This window comes from Chryseobacterium arthrosphaerae (genome assembly GCF_001684965.1).
GTDB classification, from domain to species: domain Bacteria; phylum Bacteroidota; class Bacteroidia; order Flavobacteriales; family Weeksellaceae; genus Chryseobacterium; species Chryseobacterium arthrosphaerae.
This window is the reverse complement of the sequence record NZ_MAYG01000001.1, coordinates 292,607-309,038: the sequence shown is the minus strand read 5'-3', so window position 1 is coordinate 309,038 and position 16,432 is coordinate 292,607. Positions and strand designations below refer to the sequence as shown.

General features: G+C 39.7%; 12 protein-coding genes. 6 read left to right on the top strand and 6 right to left on the bottom strand.

The genetic code is table 11. The features are described from left to right. Positions 1-57: 57 nt before the first annotated feature. The 4 genes from msrB to BBI00_RS01380 form a co-directional block, all read right to left on the bottom strand. Complete coding sequence (gene msrB, locus BBI00_RS01395) at positions 58-1,167, bottom strand: peptide-methionine (R)-S-oxide reductase MsrB (protein WP_083988519.1); 1,110 nt, start codon at positions 1,165-1,167, stop codon at positions 58-60. 17 nt (positions 1,168-1,184) lie between these two features. Continuing rightward, positions 1,185-1,634 (bottom strand): DUF417 family protein, encoded by a 450-nt coding sequence (locus tag BBI00_RS01390; RefSeq protein WP_065397083.1) that lies wholly within the window; start codon positions 1,632-1,634, stop codon positions 1,185-1,187. Between the two features lie 78 nt (positions 1,635-1,712). After that, complete coding sequence (locus BBI00_RS01385) at positions 1,713-1,982, bottom strand: hypothetical protein (protein WP_065397082.1); 270 nt, start codon at positions 1,980-1,982, stop codon at positions 1,713-1,715. A gap of 9 nt (positions 1,983-1,991) precedes the next feature. Next, entirely contained in the window at positions 1,992-2,546 is a 555-nt protein-coding gene (locus BBI00_RS01380; protein ID WP_065397081.1) for a sigma-70 family RNA polymerase sigma factor, read from the bottom strand. 321 nt (positions 2,547-2,867) lie between these two features. Here BBI00_RS01380 and alaS point away from each other — a divergent pair, with 321 nt between their 5' ends. The 6 genes from alaS (at position 2,868) to BBI00_RS01340 (ending at position 13,835) form a co-directional block, all read left to right on the top strand. After that, entirely contained in the window at positions 2,868-5,471 is a 2,604-nt protein-coding gene (gene alaS / locus BBI00_RS01370) for an alanine--tRNA ligase (RefSeq protein WP_065397079.1), read from the top strand. Positions 5,472-5,893: 422 nt separating this feature from the next. After that, on the top strand, positions 5,894-7,372 hold the full coding sequence (locus tag BBI00_RS01360) for a PhoX family protein (protein ID WP_065397077.1): 1,479 nt from the start codon (positions 5,894-5,896) through the stop codon (positions 7,370-7,372). Positions 7,373-7,436: 64 nt separating this feature from the next. Further along, positions 7,437-9,251 (top strand): cytochrome-c peroxidase, encoded by a 1,815-nt coding sequence (locus BBI00_RS01355; protein WP_065397076.1) that lies wholly within the window; start codon positions 7,437-7,439, stop codon positions 9,249-9,251. A 413-nt stretch (positions 9,252-9,664) separates the two neighbouring features. Further along, positions 9,665-12,046, top strand: coding sequence for a hypothetical protein (locus BBI00_RS01350; RefSeq protein WP_228394695.1), 2,382 nt, complete (start codon positions 9,665-9,667; stop codon positions 12,044-12,046). Positions 12,047-12,121: 75 nt separating this feature from the next. Further along, positions 12,122-12,358 (top strand): hypothetical protein, encoded by a 237-nt coding sequence (locus BBI00_RS01345; RefSeq protein ID WP_065397074.1) that lies wholly within the window; start codon positions 12,122-12,124, stop codon positions 12,356-12,358. Positions 12,359-12,365: 7 nt separating this feature from the next. Beyond that, entirely contained in the window at positions 12,366-13,835 is a 1,470-nt protein-coding gene (locus BBI00_RS01340) for a M20/M25/M40 family metallo-hydrolase (RefSeq protein ID WP_065397073.1), read from the top strand. A 248-nt stretch (positions 13,836-14,083) separates the two neighbouring features. Here the strand turns inward: BBI00_RS01340 and ilvA are convergent, their stop codons facing one another. Next, on the bottom strand, positions 14,084-15,346 hold the full coding sequence (gene ilvA, locus BBI00_RS01335; protein ID WP_083988396.1) for a threonine ammonia-lyase IlvA: 1,263 nt from the start codon (positions 15,344-15,346) through the stop codon (positions 14,084-14,086). Between the two features lie 12 nt (positions 15,347-15,358). Next, positions 15,359-16,405 carry a ketol-acid reductoisomerase gene (gene ilvC / locus BBI00_RS01330; RefSeq protein ID WP_065397072.1) on the bottom strand — a complete coding sequence of 349 codons (1,047 nt, stop codon included), beginning with the start codon at positions 16,403-16,405 and terminating at the stop codon, positions 15,359-15,361. Between the last annotated feature and the right edge of the window lie 27 nt (positions 16,406-16,432).

The window sequence follows — 16,432 nt, the reverse complement described above, 5'->3', positions numbered from 1 at the left end:
GTTCCGGCTGAACCTTCAGGTTCAGCCGGAACTTTAATCATATACTCTCAAAAAATATTATTTTTTATCCAGCAGCGGAAGGTATTCTCCATACCCTTTTGTTTCCATTTCCGCTTTGGGAATAAACTTCAAGGAAGCACTGTTGATACAATACCGAAGACCTCCTTTATCTTTAGGACCATCCGTAAATACGTGTCCCAGATGGGCATCTCCTGTTTTACTTCTGACTTCTACTCTTGTCATACCGTGGGTACGGTCAAGTTTTTCATCAATCAGACTTTTGGTAATCGGTTTTGAAAAGCTTGGCCATCCACACCCCGACTCAAATTTATCTGTAGAAACAAATAAAGGTTCCCCGGTGGTGATATCTACATATATTCCTTCTCGGGTTTCATCCCAGTACTCGTTTTGGAAAGGTCTTTCAGTGCCGTTTTCCTGGGTAACATTATATTGCTCGGCAGTCAGTTTTTCTTTTAAAACTTTTTTATCCTGCTTTTGATAAGAGGTTGCTTTTGTTGCTGCCGGAAGCGGATTGGCTTTTTTGGCCATTTCAAACAGTCCCGGTTCAATATGGCAGTATCCGCCCGGATTTTTATCCAGGTAATCCTGGTGATAATCTTCCGCTTTGTAGAAGTTTTTCAGAGGAATGGTTTCCACCAATATAGGTTTGCTGTAATTTTTTGCCAGCTTCTGCACTTCGCCTTTTACTACGGCTTCATCCGTTTTATCGGTAAAATAAATTCCCGTTCTGTACTGATTACCTCTGTCATTTCCCTGCTGATCCTTACTTGTAGGATCAATTGTTTTAAAGTACAGATCAATCAGAAGCTTCAGATCTACCTGTTCCGGATCATACTTCACTTTTACCGTTTCGGCAAAACCTGTAGTATGGCTTACCACTTCTTCATAAGTAGGATTCTGGGTATTTCCGTTGGCATATCCCACTTCCGTTCCTACTACTCCACGGATCTGTTGAAAAAAATGTTCTGTTCCCCAGAAACATCCGCCTGCAAAATAAATCTCTCTGACGTTTTTGTTATCCATAATTTCCTGTTTTTCTTTTTTAGTTTCAGCTTCATTGGGCTTCGTCTTCTTAAAAAGCCCGGATCCTGCAGCAAATACTGCTATACCCAGAATAATCCCGAGTACAATTAATATATTTTTCATATTTAGCTTTTTATTCATTATTTATTACTTTGAACGATCATCAATCCAAATCCTAAAAGCATAAGGTCTTTTAAAATAAAAAAATCTGTCACGGGCACCCCATCTACCACCCTCCAGACTCCCGGCGTAGTAAACAGATAGCTCAATGTTACCATGAAAGTGACGATCATACCTATTCCGGCATACTTTTTCAGTACAGCAAATTTCGCACTAAATACCAGTAATAAGGCAATGATAATTTCTATCGCTCCGATAAGGTTTGACACTGTCTGAACACTCATTACTCTATATACGAAAAATGTCAGAAAATGGTTTTCTACCAGAGGTTTTATTGCTGCCGCTTCAGTTGGGGTAAATTTGAAAATTCCTATCCATAACAGGATGAGGGCTGCCCCGAAAAGTGAAAGGTAATACCCGATGGTATAGGTTGATTGGCTTGGGGTAATTTTGTGTGTAGTTCCGACCATGTCTTTAAGATTTTAATTGATACTTTATTGTTTTCAAAAGTATAGTCGGAGCCATTTTAAAATCCTGACAAAATTTTCTTAAAAATTCAATTTCTCAATCATTTTATTTTTAAAATCCTGAATTTCAGATTCATTTATTTCAGTTTTTTGCTGAGAAAATGTCTTTTCAAAAAGCTTATCGAGAAGCTTTAACTTTTCATTATAGGCCTTACACCATTTACAGATCATGATATGCAGGTTAAGCTTTCTGTTTTCTCCGGCAGAAATCAATCCCGCATTACGCTTTTCCATCAGCAGAGTGGCCTCGCTGCATGGAAGAAATAATATATGTAAAATCTTTTTTATCATTTAAATCACTTATACTCTTGAAAACCAGTTAAATTCCAGACATTCCCGAAGCTGCATCCGGGTCCTCTGAAGGATCTTCCAAAGGTTAGTCGTTGAAACATTTAATTCCTGACTCACTTCTGGTGCTTTTTTTTCTTCGATATAATACATTTTTAGCAAAATTTTCCACCTTGCAGGCAATTCTTCAATACATTCTTCAAGTGTTTTGTTGAAATCATTATTATCTAAAAGTTCATCACCGGTATCTGATGCATCCCAGCTTTTCAGTACATCATTCCTTTTCCAGGATCCCGTTTCGTCAAAAAAATGGTCAAGTCTTACATGAGGCTCAGATTTGTATTTTTTTCGGTAAAAATCAGCAACTTTCCGTTGCAGTATCGCCATCAGCCAGGTTAAAGGCTGGCTTTTCCCCTCAAAGGAATCATAGGCTGAGTAGGCAGCCAGAAAAACATCCTGAACCACATCCTGGGCATCTTCTTTATCGGAAAGCAGATACAGTGCTTTTTTCAGAAGCGGCCCGGAATACTGCTCTATCCAGTTTTTCAACTCTTCGTCTTTTGTCATGGGAAGGATTTTTTGTCTTATCTCAGATCATAACGAAGATAATAAGTTAAGTGGGAAATTGCAAAATTTATGAATAACCTGATTTTACATATAATTAAATCTGCATCTTCTCTATTGGGAACAACCATTTCCCATCCCTCAAACCTTACATGTTTTTGAACCCTGTAAGCTTTATCAACGGTTTGTACCGGAAAAAACAAATATCCTGAAAGCTAATGCCGGCACCATTCAAAACATAGCATAAAATTATTACAAATCGCTTAAAAATAGTAAATTTGCATCTTATCAAAATTTGATATTAAAAAAAGCAAAAGCAATACTATGACATCACAAGAGATACGTCAAAAATTTTTAGATTATTTTAAAAGTAAGGAGCACCTTATCGTTCCTTCAGCTCCTATTGTGCTGAAAGACGATCCTACCCTTATGTTTTCCAACTCAGGAATGACGCAGTTTAAGGATTTTTTCCTTGGCTACAAAACCCCTACCGCCCCTAGAATTGCCGATACACAGAAGTGTCTGAGAGTTTCGGGGAAGCATAATGACCTGGATGATGTAGGGAGAGATACCTATCACCACACCATGTTCGAAATGTTAGGAAACTGGTCTTTTGGGGATTACTTCAAGAAAGAGGCTATTGCTTTTGCCTGGGAATTACTGACTGAAGTATACGGAATTCCAAAAGAAAATTTATACGTAACGATTTTTGAAGGAGATGCTTCGGAAAATCTGGACAGAGACCAGGATGCTTATGATTTCTGGAAGTCTCACATTTCAGAAGACAGGATCATCAACGGAAATAAGAAAGATAACTTCTGGGAAATGGGGGAAAGCGGACCTTGCGGACCTTGCTCAGAGATCCATATCGACCTGAGAACTCCTGAAGAAAAAGCAGCTGTTCCGGGGATTACATTAGTGAACCAGGACCATCCGCAGGTAGTGGAAGTCTGGAACCTGGTATTCATGGAATTCAACAGAAAGGCAGATAAATCTCTGGAAAAACTTCCGGCTCAGCATGTAGATACGGGAATGGGCTTTGAGCGTCTTTGCATGGCGCTTCAGGGAAAATCTTCCAACTATGATACAGACGTTTTCACTCCGCTTATTGCTAAAGTTGAAGAGCTTTCAGGTAAGAAATATACAGGAATTTTAGAAGACGAAAAAGATATTGCGATCCGTGTAGTGGTAGACCATATCAGAGCGGTTTCTTTTGCAATTGCAGACGGTCAGCTTCCTGCAAGCGGAGGAGCTGGATATGTAATCAGAAGAATTCTGAGAAGAGCTATCTCTTATTCTTACAGATTCTTAGGAATAAAAGAACCTTTCCTTTATAAACTTGTAGCTGTACTGCAAAAGGAAATGGGAGCGGTATTCCCGGAAATCGAAAAACAAGGTAAACTGGTTACTGAAGTAATCAAAAGTGAAGAAGATTCATTCCTGAATACGATTGAAACAGGACTGATCCGTGTTGAGAAATTAATTCAGCAAACTATTGCTGACAATCAGAAAGTTTTACCTACTCTTGAGGTTTTCGAATTGTATGATACTTATGGTTTCCCTGATGATTTAACAAGAATCATTGCGGAAGAAAAAGGGTTAACAATTGATGAGGAAGGCTTCAAAGCTGAAAGAGAAAAGCAGAGAAAACGCTCTCAGCAGGATTCTGCTCAGAAAGTGTATGACTGGGTTGTATTAGAAGAAAGAGATGAAAATTTTGTAGGGTACGATCAGACTGAATCTGAAACCTATATCACAAGATACAGAAAGGTAGAAAATAAAGACGGGGAATTTTATCAGGTAGTACTGAGCAGCTCTCCTTTCTACCCTGAAGGAGGTGGACAGGTTGGAGACAAAGGTGTTCTTGAGAATGCCGTTGAAAGCTTTGAAGTACTGGAAACTAAAAAAGAGAACGGATTGATCATTTCGCTGATCAGCGGTCTTCCGAAAGATGCAGGAGCCGTTTTTTATGCTAAGGTAAATGTTTCCGACAGAAAGAATTCTCAGGCAAACCACTCCGGAACTCACCTTCTGCATGAAGCTTTAAGAGATGTTTTAGGAACTCACGTAGAACAGAAAGGTTCTTATGTAGGTCCTGATTATCTTCGTTTCGACTTCTCTCATTTCAATAAAATGACTGAAGAAGAACTGGCTTTAATTGAAGAAAAAGTAAACCAGAAAATCAAAGACAGCATTGCATTGCAGGAGTTCAGAAGTATTCCTATCCAGGAGGCTTTGGATAAGGGAGCAATGGCTTTATTTGGTGAAAAATATGGTGATAACGTGAGAATGATTCAGTTTGGAACGTCGAAAGAACTTTGTGGAGGAACTCACGTAAAAAACACCAGCGAGATCGGTCATTTCAAAATTACCTCAGAAGGTTCTGCAGCAGCAGGAATCAGAAGGATTGAAGCAATTTCAGGAGATAAATCCGAAGAGTATTTCAAAAATCTTGAAAAGCAGATCACTGAGCTTTCCCAGCTGCTGAAGTCTAAAGATGTGGTAAGATCTATTGAAAAACTAATCGAAGAAAATGCTTCACTGAAATCTGAAGTAGATGCTCTTAAGAAAGAGAAAGCAAAAGGAGAAATCGGGGAATGGAAGAATGCTTATGAGCAGAAAGGCAACAAGCAGCTTTTAGTAAAGAAAACTTCTTTGGATGCCGGTTCTGTAAAAGATATCGTATTCCAGTTGAAAAAAGAAATTCCAACTTCGGTAACGGTTATCCTTTCTGATGCAGACGGAAAACCGATGATCACTGTAGGAGTTTCTGATGATCTGGCAGCAGATTACCAGGCCGGTGCCATCGTAAAAGATCTTGCAAAAGAGATCCAGGGAGGCGGCGGCGGAAACCCGGGCTTTGCAACAGCAGGTGGTAAAAACCTTGATGGACTGGAAAATGCCTATCAGAAAGCTTTGAATATCTGAGAATAATATAGCTATTATAACACTGGGCTGCCTCGTTTCGAGGCAGCCCAGTTTCTTTGATCATTGATCAGTATAACCATGATAAAATTCTTCATTCATCAGACCGGAAGGGTTTCAGCATGATCCATATTTCGGTCGCAAAAGTCAGTTTATTCAGTAAAAAAGGTAATTATTTCATAGCTTTAGTTGAGTGTAATGCCATTGCAAACGACAAAAATGCAAGAAAAACTTTGCATTCGCTGTGTCATCAACTGATGATATTAATTTTTCAACAAAAAGCTTTTTTATTTATATCCATTCTAATTATTGATCTTATCTTAACAAATCCTGACGTAATCTTAAACTAATTGTTTCGTCCCCGTAAAATACAATTCACAATAGACCTCTAGTTTTGTCGTAATCGAAATTCAAAAAAAACAATTATGAAAATCAACAGAACTATCGGTGCTTTATTCCTTGCAGCCCTTATCTTTCAGAGCTGTAATGATGATAATAACGATGGAGGAAATACTCCGGTCAATGACAATATTAAGATTGACAACTTTTCTAAGGAATCAGCTTTCGTTTTTGGAATGCCAGGTTTTGAAAATCTGAACATCACCACACTTATTTCAAGTTCAGATGTACTTCCGGGATCTCCCAACTTTGTTTTCGGGGGCCAGCCGGATGGGATGGGAATCATGAAGGACCCTAATTCTGACGGATACCTGATGATCACCAATCATGAGATCAAGCAGTCTGTATCCAGAGTCTATTTGGATAAAACATTCAGACCTGTAAAAGGAGAATACATTCTTAATGGTACCGGAGGAATCACCAGATTATGTTCTGCAACACTGGCAACTCCTGAAATTCACGGTTTCAGTGCATTCCTTACTGCAGGAGAATCCGGGGAAGAGAGTATGGTGCATGCTTTAAACCCTTTAGCACCTGTTTCCCAGGCTTCGGATAAGACCAGGGTAAAGCCGGCTTTAGGAAAAGCGTCTATGGAAAATGCCGTTCCGCTTCCTAAAGACGTATCCAACGGGAAATCTTATATCATCATTGGTGAAGATCAGTCCTATTCTACTTCACACCAATCTGCAGGACAGCTGATCATGTACGTAGCCGATACCCAGGGAGATCTTGATAACGGAAAACTATATGCCTTAAAAAGAACCAACAATAACTACAAAGAAACTGACATGAACAAAGGAGGCAGCTACGATGTGGAATTTGTTGAAATTACAGGAGCAAAAAACCTTACAGGAGCCCAGATCAACCAGGCCAATATCAATAATAATGCAATCCGTTTTTCAAGAGTGGAAGATGTAGATTACAGAAAAGGGGCAGGAAAAGGAAGAGAGATCTATTTTACAGCAACCGGTGAATCTTCAGACGGTGTTAATCCAAAACCGGGATTAACCATGTGGGGAAGGGTTTACAAGCTTGTTTTAAATTCCAACAATATGCTGACCGGGAAACTGGAAGTAGTAGCTGAAGGAGATTCTAATCCTGGAAACAACCTGATCAATCCTGATAACCTTTGCGTGACTGAAAACTATGTTTACATTCAGGAAGACGGTGATTCTTATTACAAAGCAGCCAATCACGACTCTTACATATGGCAGCTGAATATTGCAACAAAACAATATAAACCGTGGCTGAATATGAAGCACAACAGAGGTAATTCAGCATGGCAGACGGCTTACAACCAGTCCGGAGATCTTCAGAAATTTGGTTCGTGGGAATTCGGGGCAATGGTTGACATTTCAGATATCATTGGAGTTCCTAATACATTTACCGTGAATATCCATTCTCATACATGGCAATCGGATAAATTTATGAATCCTGACGGTTCCGGAGTGAATACCAATAAAGAGGGCGGACAGGTTGTCATCATCAGAAACGTAGAAAAATAGCTTTAATTACTCATAAAAAATCAAAGTATCAGCAGAAAATATTCTGTTGGTACTTTTTCATGCAATGAAGAAACTCTCAAAATATCCGGTACTCCTGTTTTTGTATGCGGCAACGGCACTTTTGGTTTTGGCCTACTGTAAAAACGAAAAACCTCAGCCTGTATATGAAGATTTAGGTTCCGTAAAAAAAGAAATCCTTACCAACAATGCTGAGTTTGAAAAACAGGTCAATGCACTTACAGATCTTGTTTCTAATAATGCTGATGAAAAACTTCTTCAGGAAAAGTTTGCAACACTCAGAAAGACTTACAAAAAAATGGAATGGGCTGTAGAATATTTCCTCCCCCATTCTGCAAGATTCATCAACGGACCGGCCCTTCCTGAGATTGAAATGGATGAGCATACGGAAATAGAACCGGAGGGATTACAGCTTCTGGAAGAAATGCTCTACCCATATGATCAGGCCAATAAAGATGAGGTGATCAGGTTTCTGAAAAAGCTGATCAATAAAAGCAATGCTATTAAAACCAACTTTCAGGTAATTACGGTAAGTAAAAATCAGGTTTTTGATGCATTAAGGCAGGAAGTATTCAGAATTGCCAGTTTAGGAATTGCAGGATTCGATACTCCTGTTTCCGGAACATCTTTGCAGGAAATGCCCTATGCACTTGAAGCAATACAGCAGACTTTACAGCAAATTTCTACCGGCACGTCAAAAGATAAGGCTTTGAAAAGTATCAGTGCTGAAATCAGTTCCGCTGTTGAAATACTGAAAAAGAATCCGGATAAGAATTCTTTTGATTATGTCAGTTTCATCCCTGATCATCTTAACAAGATCACTTCCCTGCTGCTGGACTTCCAGAAACAGGAACAGATCCCGGATGTTGAAGTAACGACTGCTCTGAACAAAAATGCCGCTACATTTTTTTCAAAGAATGCTTTCAATCCCAATGCATTCACTCCGGGTAATGAATTTGCATTTTCAGAAGAAAAAGCCGCACTGGGTCACAGACTTTTTAACGATAAAATACTTTCCAACAATAACAACAGGAGCTGTGCCACCTGCCATATCCCTGAAAAAGCATTTACTGACGGGCTGGCAAAATCAATGTCCCTTGAAAATGCAGAGCTTGCAAGAAATGCTCCTTCACTTAATTACGCAGGCTACCAGCATGGGCAGTTCTGGGATATGCGGAAGGAGGATCTGGAAGGCCAGAGCTCTGATGTGATCTCCAATAAGGAAGAAATGCATGGTGACCTTAATGTTATTCTTGCAAAGATCAATCAGGATAAGGAATATCAGGCGGCCTTTAAAAAGGTGTATCAATCTCAGAAAACAGAAATCTGGCAGCTTCAGAATGTACTGGCAAGCTATATCCGTTCGCTGGCAAAATTCAATTCGGGTTTTGATGAATATATGCGGGGCAATAAATCGGCAATGACAGAAAGCCAGAAACGCGGTTTTAATCTTTTTGTAGGAAAGGCTCAGTGTGCCATATGCCACTTTATCCCGTTATTTAACGGAACCGTACCCCCCACATTCAAAAAGACAGAACAGGAGGTACTGGGAACAGCTACCAACGGAGCGAACAAAACTTTTGACCAGGATCCGGGCAGAGGAAAATTCCATGAAACAGTGGCATCGCTTCAGCATTCCTTTAAAACTCCTACGCTCAGAAACATCAGCAGGACGGCTCCTTATATGCATAACGGAGGTTATAAAACATTGAAAGAAGTCATGAATTTTTATAATAAAGGCGGAGGAAAAGGCTTTGGATTCAAAGTAGAAAACCAGACGCTTTCAGATGCTCCGTTACAGCTTACGGATCAGGAAATTGATGATATTATTGATTTTATGAGAGCATTGGATGACAGATAGTAAGTAAGATGGAAGCTGGAAGAATGAAGCTGGAAGTTATGATCCGGCTATCATATCATTCTCTTTCTTTTTTCACTGCTTTATGGAAATTTGATTAAACCACCGCAGATTAATGAGATTGCGAAGTTTTTTATCTGTGCAACTCCCCGGAGTATACACCTCCAGTCTTAAGATTTAATCATGTAACCTGGAAAAATTAATAAGGTCTGAAAGTTCTGCTTTCGGACCTCATAACTTTCAGCCTCCAGCTTCGGACTTCCTGGTTAAACATCTCAATCATCAATAACATTTCACCGTTCTTAATTTTCCATTGCAGAATTAGATTAAATCAATGTTATACTCTGTTAAAAACTTTTACAGGCCAATAAATATGATTAATTTTGATCCAGTTTTTTTACATGAAAAGGGTTTTATTGTTATTATTATTTCTGATGAGCTTTTTGGGGTATTCACAACTGAAAATAAAGGTTGTGGATGACACCAGCCAAAAGCCTGTCTCTAATGCGAAAATATCGTGTGATAACAAGATTATCGGGTATACCAATGCACTGGGGTTCCTTGAATTCAAAACAGAATGTAAGGACATAGAAATTGATGCCGAATCTTATCAGAAGGAAGTCGTTGCGATTGAAAGCAGTATGGAAGTTTCCCTGATCAGAAAATCTTCAAAAACTACCAATATTGAAGCGGTGGTTATAGAAGATAAAAGTGATCCGAGAGCATTGGAAATTCTGAAAAAAGTAAACAAACTGTTCAAGGAAAATTCACCCAAAAGCCTTGGCTCCTACTCTTATAAATCTTATGAGAAAATCTCCCTGGATATTGACGAAGACAGTATTTCCCAATTTCAGGAGTACTTCAACGATCTGAATGTTTTCAAGAAAAAGAGAACAAAGGATTCTTTAAACAACATCAACGCAAGAAAGATATTTTCTAAAAGCAAACTGTTTCTGTGGGAAAGAGCCCAGGAGTTTTTATACTCAAAAAAATACGGGGAAAAGATCAATATTCTCGACAACAGAATTTCCGGCCTGAAGCAGCCGATCTACGAAATGATCGCCCTTCAGCAAAGTAACAGGGACATCGTTCCGGAACAGGTGAAGCCTGAAAACAGAGGACTTTACAGATTCTTTCTTTCCGATACTGTTGACATTGACGGAAGGAAAAATTTTGTGATCCGCTTCCGTGAGGTTAATTATAAAAATCCGGACAGAAAAAGAAAGTACAACGGTGCAATCTATGTAGACACCGAGACTTACGGAATCAAGAAAATTGAAAACTTCAGCAAAAATAAAAACGACGGGATCATTACCAGCACCTGGGTATTTTACAACAACAAATGGTTCCTTGCACAGGAAAAAGCAAAGCTTAAAATGGGTAAAATGGCCATGGATGATAAAGACCGTCTCAACAAAAAAGACAAAAAAAGCTTTGGTACCTATGCCTTCCTGACTTCCAAATATTTTGATTTTGAATCTCCTATTGAAGAAGACCGGAAAGATTTTAAAGGCTATACTTTCTCGGTAAAGAGTATCGACGGCCATTCGTTGGATAAATACCGTACCGACCCTCTCACCAACAGGGAACAAAATACTTATAAAACAATTGACAGTTTAGGAAAACAATATAAAATAGACGGTAAAGCACAGATTTTATCTGGTTTGCTTAATGGGCAGATCAGGGTCAATTCCGTAGATTTTGCAGTAGATGAGGTTGTGAACTATAACTCGTATGAAGGTTTCAGACTGGGATTAAAGGCCAAAATGAATGAAAATTTCAATCCCTATTTCTCTCCCGATTATTATTTTGCCTATGGTGTGAAAGACCGCAGATGGAAATACGGTATGGGACTGGATATGAAGACCTCTTTAGAAAAAAATTCCTTTTTCAGATTTGAATTTTATGATGATGTAACAGCATCCGGCGAATTCTACAGAAGACTCTGGAACTTCAAAATGAGGATGATGAATTTCGGGAACAACCTGAATAATGACAAATATTTCCACTTCAAAGGAGCCTCATTATCTTATCTGAATGATGTCACAAACGGTCTTACCCTTGCCCTTGCGGTAAGAAGAAATATAGAAGAAGCTGAATTTGATTATCAGTTCAGGGACGGAGGATCTTCCTTCAAAAACTTCAATACGCTGTTTACATTGAAGTACTCTCCCAATTCTACCAATATCATGACCCCACAGGGGAAATCACTGATTGACCAGAAATATCCTGAGCTTTATTTTAATTATGAGCAGAGTTACAAAATGCTGGGCGGAAGCTTTAACTACTCCCGTTTTGATGCTCTTTTTGTTCATAACTTTAAAACTCCGATCGGAACTACAGGCTTCAGGCTTTACGGCGGAGTTGTTTTGGGGCAGGCACCTATCTGGAAAAATTTTACGATGAACGGACTGGCTTCTCCGGGAAAAGATTTCAACTTCAACCTGACTTCTTTCCTCGGTTTTGCAACACTGGAGGGCGGAAAGTATTATAATGACAAGTTCGTAGCCTATTATTTCACCCACAAATTGCCCTTTTACTTCAAAAGTTTCGGACATAATGTTTCCAGCTTTGATTTTGTACTGAGGGGAACCATCGGGGATATGAAGCATCCGGAATACCACCAGTTTAGGTTCAGAAAACTAGACCACCTGTATCAGGAAGTAGGTCTGGAATGGAACAATTTCCTTTCCAGCTATTTCAACCTCGGGGTATTCTACAGGGTAGGCTACTATGCTACTCCATATTTCAATCAGAATTTTGCCGTTCAGTTTAAACTGAAGTTTTTGGAATTTTAATGGTCCGGGAAAGGCAAAATCTTTAATTTTGAAATATATTTCAACAGCATTCAACGATAATATATAAAAAAGAACATGCAGAAAATCGAAATCAAAGCAGAACAGTTTTTTGAATTATTAAAATTAAAAGACACTCCGATGTGGGAGATTTTCTCACAGATGATCGATGGAAATGAAAAGGAAATCATCTTTTTAGACAACGAAGACAAAATCCTTTTTAATTATATTTTGCCTTCCAACCAGGAAAAACTGGAAGAGGACAGAAAAGAGTTTTCAAAACAGTTCTCTGATAAACTTGCCAATCTGAATTAAGAAACAGATGAATAAAAATTATATTCTTTCACTATTGGGCCTGTTCCTGTTCAGTATAGGCAATGCTCAAAGCTATAAAAAGCCTTTGGTTTCTGCTATTAAAGAAGCTGATCTCCGTAAGGATATGTATGAACTTGCAGCAGACCAGTTCTGGGGCCGTGAAGCCGGAACTTTGGACGAGCTGAAAGTGTCTATGTGGCTTGCTGACAAAGCGAAGGAGGCCGGAATGAAACCTGCGGGAGACAACGGAACTTTCTTCCAGTTCTTTGATATGTACAGACATCAGATTATTCCGCAAAGCAGTCTGAAAATAGGAGATCAGAATCTTAAATTGTGGAAAGACTTCCTTGTTGCCGAACCTGTAAATGCATCCATTGATGCTGAAATTGTATACGCAGGAAATGCTGAACCTGAAGATCTCCCTACACTGAATATCAAGGGAAAAGTACTTGCTGTAAATGCTTCTGATAAAAATATAGAGAAAGAAATGACTCTTTTTGTAAGAAGATACCCTGGATTTGTAAGAACAAAATACTATAATAAAGCTGCTGAACTGGGAGCAAAAGCCATCATTTTCATTACCGATGATACCTCTGAAAAAAGCTGGGTAGAAGTACTTCCCCAGATGACCAGGGGAAGCTATGGTGTGGAAGGCCTGAGAGAAAAAATCACCAATAACATTCCTGTTTTATGGATCAAAAGAGAAAATGCAGGCTGGGTGAAAAATAATCCTAAAGCATCATTGAACCTGATTACAGAAACCTACAAATACCCTTCTGTGAACATCATCGGAAAAATAGACGGTACAGATCCGGTCCTTAAAAATGAATATGTTCTGCTCAGCGGACATCAGGACCACGACGGAATCAGACATCCTGTAAAAAATGATACCATTTATAACGGAGCCGACGACAATGCAAGTACCTGTGTTGCTATGCTGGCAATGGCAAGAGCCTATAAAAAACAGCCGGGAAAGAGAAGCATCCTTTTTGTTTTCCATGGTGCTGAAGAAAGAGGATTGCTGGGCTCCAGATGGCATGCAGCCCACCCTGTAGTTCCTAAAGAAAAAATTGTAGCGGTGCTGAATGGTGACATGATCGGAAGAAATGATAATAATGAAGCGGCCTTATTAGGAGGAAATGCCCCTCACAAAAATTCTGAAGAGCTTGTAAAAATGGCTGAAGAAGCCAATAATGAGAGTACCAGATTTAAATATCTGAAAGATTGGGATTCTCCCAACCACGCTGAATATTTTTACTTCAGAAGTGATCATCTTCCGTATGCTAAAATCGGGATTCCTGCCGTATTCTTCACCAGTGTACTGCATGACCAATACCATACCCCACAGGATGAATCCGAGAACATCAACTATAAAAAGCTGTACAAAATGACAGAATGGATGTACAGAACATCCTGGAAAGTTGCTAATGAAACGGAACGCCCGAAAATCATTCCGAATTTTACGCTTGAAAGATAAAAACATAAAAGCTTCACAAAAATTTGTGAAGCTTCTTTTTTCATCATTGTGTTTTTAGAATCATGAACGTACCGGATACCTCTCTCGCCGATTGAGCTGATTCCTCAGATTTTTTTAATGAAAATCAGAGATTTTCAAAGGCTTATGTGTACTTAATATACACAAGAAATATCACTTAAAATAACTTAAGCATTAAAAACGTTTGTGCCTTTTGTGGTTCAATCGGCCCCTCTACTTCTCCAGCTTTTCTAAATAAGCAGGTTCATCAGAGACGGATCATTGTTCAGGTAATTGACAAAAAAATCATATTGTTTCATTTTACTGATCAACGGACTGAAATCTCTGTTCTGTTTCAATGCAATTCCTACCACAGCAATTCCCTTTTCTTTTGAGTTTTTTTGGGTGTACTCAAAATACGTAATGTCATCATCGGGCCCCAGCACTTCCATCACAAAAGTTTTCAGCGCACCGGGACGCTGGGGAAATCTGACCAGGAAATAATGCTTCAGGCCGGCATACAGCAAAGCTTTTTCCTTGATTTCTTCCATACGGGTGATATCATTATTGCTTCCACTGATGATGCATACTACATTTTTACCTTTTATCTCGTCTCTGTACTTTTCCAAAGCGGCTACTGAGAGTGCTCCCGCAGGCTCTGCTACAATGGCATCTTTGTTGTAAAGCGATAAGATCGTTTCGCATACCAGGCCTTCATCTACGGTCACCATATCAAATAAGGCATTCTTACACAGTTCAAAAGTGATGGCACCCACCTGCTGAACTGCCGCACCATCTACAAACCTGCTTATTTTTTCAAGAAGAACGGGCTTGCCTTTTTCCATGGCTTTTTTCATACTTGCCGCCGCTGATGGTTCCACTCCTATGATTTTGGTGTGCGGAGAAAGCTTTTCAAACACAGAACAGACTCCGGCCGCTAATCCTCCGCCTCCAACGGGAACAAAAAGAAAATCTACAGGTTCATCCGACTGTTCAAGGATTTCCATTCCTACCGTTGCCTGACCTGCAATGATCGCAGGATCGTCAAACGGATGAATGAATACTCCGTCATGCTGATCACAAAACCTCAATGCGGCATTTTTTGCTTCATCAAAGGTATCTCCATACAGCACTACATCAATATAGCTTCCTCCGAACATCTTTACCTGTTCCAGCTTCTGCCCGGGAGTAGGCAAAGGCATGAAAATCGTTCCATTCACTTTCATCCTGCTGCATGCAAAAGCTACTCCCTGGGCGTGATTTCCTGCACTTGCACAAACCACTCCTTTCGCAAGGCTTTCCGGAGACATCGTTGCCATTTTATTATAAGCACCTCTGATTTTGTATGATCTTACCTGCTGAAGATCTTCTCTTTTAAAGCTTATGTTGGCTCCGTAAACAGCCGAAAGATTATTGTTGACGGCTAAAGGTGTTTTAACAACAACATTTTTAAGTCTTTCCTCAGCTTTACAGACCTCTTCCAGTACAGAAGAGCCTATTTCTTCTTTCATCATTTTCCAGGGATATTAATTGTTTTCCGGTCTGAGGCTTCGTACGGTTTTTCCTGCTTTCCACATTTCGCTTTCTCTCAGCTCTGTCAGTTCAGCTTCCAGCTTTTCTCTGTAATCAGGTTTGCTGTTGCTGTCGATAGAACGTTGGGCTTCATTCCCTTTTGCCACATTATCATACAGTTCTTCAAATAAAGGAGAAGTAGCATCTCTGAAGCGTTTCCACCAGTCCAGGGCGCCTCTTTGTGCGGTTGTACTGCAGTTGGCATACATCCAGTCCATACCGTTTTCAGCCACTAGCGGCATTAATGATTGGGTAAGTTCTTCTACGGTTTCGTTAAAGGCTTCGGACGGGCTGTGGCCGTTTTTCCTCAAAACATCATATTGTGCAGCAAATATTCCCTGTACAGCGCCCATCAGGGTTCCTCTTTCCCCTGCAAGATCACTGTATACTTCTTTTTTAAAATCCGTTTCAAACAGATAACCGCTTCCAATGGCTATTCCCAATGCAGTTACCCTGTCCCTGGCTTTACCTGTAGCATCCTGATATACGGCAAAACTGCTGTTCAGCCCTCTGTTCTGAAGAAACATTCTCCTCAGTGAGGTTCCTGATCCTTTAGGTGCTACCAGAAATACATCCACATCTGCCGGAGGTACAATCCCCGTACGTTCGTTAAAGGTTATTCCGAAACCGTGGGAAAAATACAGTGCTTTCCCCGGGGTAAGATGCTGTTTTACCTTTGGCCAGTATTCGATCTGCGCAGCATCACTCAAAAGGTAGCAGATAATGGTTCCTTTCTGCAGGGCCTCTTCAATTTCAAACAGGGTTTCGCCTGGTACAAACCCGTCTGCTACAGCCTTGTCCCACGATTTTGAATTTTTTCTCTGCCCTACAATGACATTGATCCCGTTATCTTTCTGATTCAGTGCCTGCCCTGGTCCCTGTACTCCATAGCCGATCACAGCTACCACCTCATCTTTTAATACTTCCTGTGCTTTTTTTAATGGAAATTCTTCTCTTGTTACTACGTTTTCCTCTACTCCTCCAAAATTCAATTTTGCCATTTTCTTTGATTTTATTTATTATTCTTT

Coding starts and splice junctions, on each gene's coding strand:
- msrB (WP_083988519.1), bottom strand. CDS start 1,167: ATGAAAAATATATTAATTGTACTCGGGATTATTCTGGGTATAGCAGTA.
- BBI00_RS01390 (WP_065397083.1), bottom strand. CDS start 1,634: ATGGTCGGAACTACACACAAAATTACCCCAAGCCAATCAACCTATACC.
- BBI00_RS01385 (WP_065397082.1), bottom strand. CDS start 1,982: ATGATAAAAAAGATTTTACATATATTATTTCTTCCATGCAGCGAGGCC.
- BBI00_RS01380 (WP_065397081.1), bottom strand. CDS start 2,546: ATGACAAAAGACGAAGAGTTGAAAAACTGGATAGAGCAGTATTCCGGG.
- alaS (WP_065397079.1), top strand. CDS start 2,868: ATGACATCACAAGAGATACGTCAAAAATTTTTAGATTATTTTAAAAGT.
- BBI00_RS01360 (WP_065397077.1), top strand. CDS start 5,894: ATGAAAATCAACAGAACTATCGGTGCTTTATTCCTTGCAGCCCTTATC.
- BBI00_RS01355 (WP_065397076.1), top strand. CDS start 7,437: ATGAAGAAACTCTCAAAATATCCGGTACTCCTGTTTTTGTATGCGGCA.
- BBI00_RS01345 (WP_065397074.1), top strand. CDS start 12,122: ATGCAGAAAATCGAAATCAAAGCAGAACAGTTTTTTGAATTATTAAAA.
- BBI00_RS01340 (WP_065397073.1), top strand. CDS start 12,366: ATGAATAAAAATTATATTCTTTCACTATTGGGCCTGTTCCTGTTCAGT.
- ilvA (WP_083988396.1), bottom strand. CDS start 15,346: ATGATGAAAGAAGAAATAGGCTCTTCTGTACTGGAAGAGGTCTGTAAA.
- ilvC (WP_065397072.1), bottom strand. CDS start 16,405: ATGGCAAAATTGAATTTTGGAGGAGTAGAGGAAAACGTAGTAACAAGA.